This window comes from Vibrio sp. 2134-1 (genome assembly GCF_033339495.1).
Genome location: NZ_JAWOUS010000385.1, coordinates 1 through 725 on the forward strand (window position 1 = coordinate 1; position 725 = coordinate 725).

Sequence of the window (725 nt, forward strand, 5' to 3'; positions counted from 1 at the left end):
CGAAGTGTTTACCACCTGCAGTGAACGAAATTTAGACTACCTCGCCACACTTGGCGCTCATGCAGTGAACTATCAATTTGCACCAGTGTCAGAACGTGTTGAAGGCGTTGATGTTTTAATTGATTTGGTTGGTGGCGATGCGGCTCTAGATGCCCTCAAGTGCCTAAAAGACAATGCCCGCGTGATCACGGTACCAACGATTAGCGCTGAATTAATTTGTGACAAGGCCAAGCTGTTAGGCTTCGAGGCAAGCGGTATGTTGGTTGAGCCAGATCCTTCACAGTTAGACACGTTGTTGTACATGGTAGGTGTGGGATTACTTAAAACAGAAGTGCAACACATTTACCCAATGGCTGAAGTTATCGCCGCACACCAACAAGTGGAATCGGGGCGAACGAGAGGCAAGGTATTACTTGATATGACATGCTAGACGCATTCAATTCAGCTTTTGAACATTTAGCCCTTTGGTTTTCTGATTCAGCATTGTGGGTGCTTTTTTTAACGGGCTTTCTGAGCGCCACCTTACTGCCTGGTGGCTCTGAAGCTGGGCTGATAGCAACTCTCTCACTCAATCAATATGCGGTTTCTTCTATTCTTTTGGTTGCCACAATAGGTAATACGCTTGGTGGCTTAACCAATTACTGGCTTGGGTTATGGATCCCCAATAAAACCCAAGAAGAAAAACATGGTCATACCGCTTTAAAGTGGCTAGCAAAATATGGCTA

At 45.5% G+C, this 725-nt stretch carries 2 protein-coding genes; both read left to right on the plus strand.

Features of this window, described 5'->3' with window-relative positions; genetic code table 11:
- Nucleotides 1–430, plus strand: a 430-nt coding sequence (locus R7R78_RS26150; RefSeq protein ID WP_225474616.1) for a zinc-binding dehydrogenase, incomplete at its 5' end; no start/stop codon positions are given.
- Nucleotides 424–725, plus strand: a 302-nt coding sequence (locus R7R78_RS26155) for a YqaA family protein (protein WP_029794701.1), incomplete at its 3' end; no start/stop codon positions are given. The genes R7R78_RS26150 and R7R78_RS26155, both read left to right, overlap by 7 nt.